1 protein-coding gene is annotated in these 796 nt (G+C 70.6%); it reads left to right on the top strand.

Annotated features, from left to right (window positions below; genetic code table 11):
• Positions 1–796, top strand: a 796-nt coding sequence (locus tag E4M00_RS17725) for a DUF222 domain-containing protein (protein ID WP_167756957.1), incomplete at both ends; no start/stop codon positions are given.

The raw sequence follows: 796 nt of genomic DNA on the forward strand, positions 1-796 counted from the left end.
CTGTGGGGGAAGCGACCGCAGGGCGGGAGTCGTTCACGGGCGAGCGGATGCCGTCCAAGCACCCGTTCGTGGAAGCCGCCCTGGCGGCCGGGGCGATCAGTGTGGCTGCGGCGGCGATGATCACACGCATGCTCGACAAGGTCGCCCTCCGAGCCGATCCACAGCTCCTCACGCAGACCGAGGAGGCACTCACTGCCGCAGCGGCCGAGCTCAGCCTCGGTGGGCTCTCGGTGGCGGTGAAGTACGCCGAGGCCAAGCTGGACACAGACGGTGTGCGGCCGCGGGAGGACGAATTGCGGGCGGGGCGGTCACTGTCGATCGTCGAGGAGAAGTCCGGCGCTGTCGTGCTGCGCGGCCACTTCGCACCCGTCGAGGGCGCCGCCATCGTCGGAGCGATCAACGCCCTGGTGACGGCCGAGCTGCGGCGGGCACGCGACGCGTTCGGATCCTCCGCCGCCTGCACCTGCCCCGACGGCACACCCGCTGAGGCATGTGATTGTGCCGACCCGGCGCTGGGTGAGCAGCGCACGTTGGCGCAGCTGCGTGCCGACGCCCTGGCGGACATTGCCCTGCATGTGATCGGCTGCGAGGAGACCACCATCGACGCGACCACGACCGTCGTCGTGCGAATGGATGTCGAGGACCTCGCCGACCCCGACAGCGTCGGAGCGGCCACGATCGACGGCATCGCCCAGCCGATCTCAGCGGCCACGGCACGATGCCTGGCCGCATCCGCGGGCATCATCCCCCTCGTGCTGGGTGGCGACTCGGTGCCTCTGGACCTGGGCAGGTCGCA

The organism is Orlajensenia leifsoniae, assembly GCF_004570845.1.
In the GTDB taxonomy this organism is placed as follows: Bacteria; Actinomycetota; Actinomycetes; order Actinomycetales; family Microbacteriaceae; genus Orlajensenia; species Orlajensenia leifsoniae.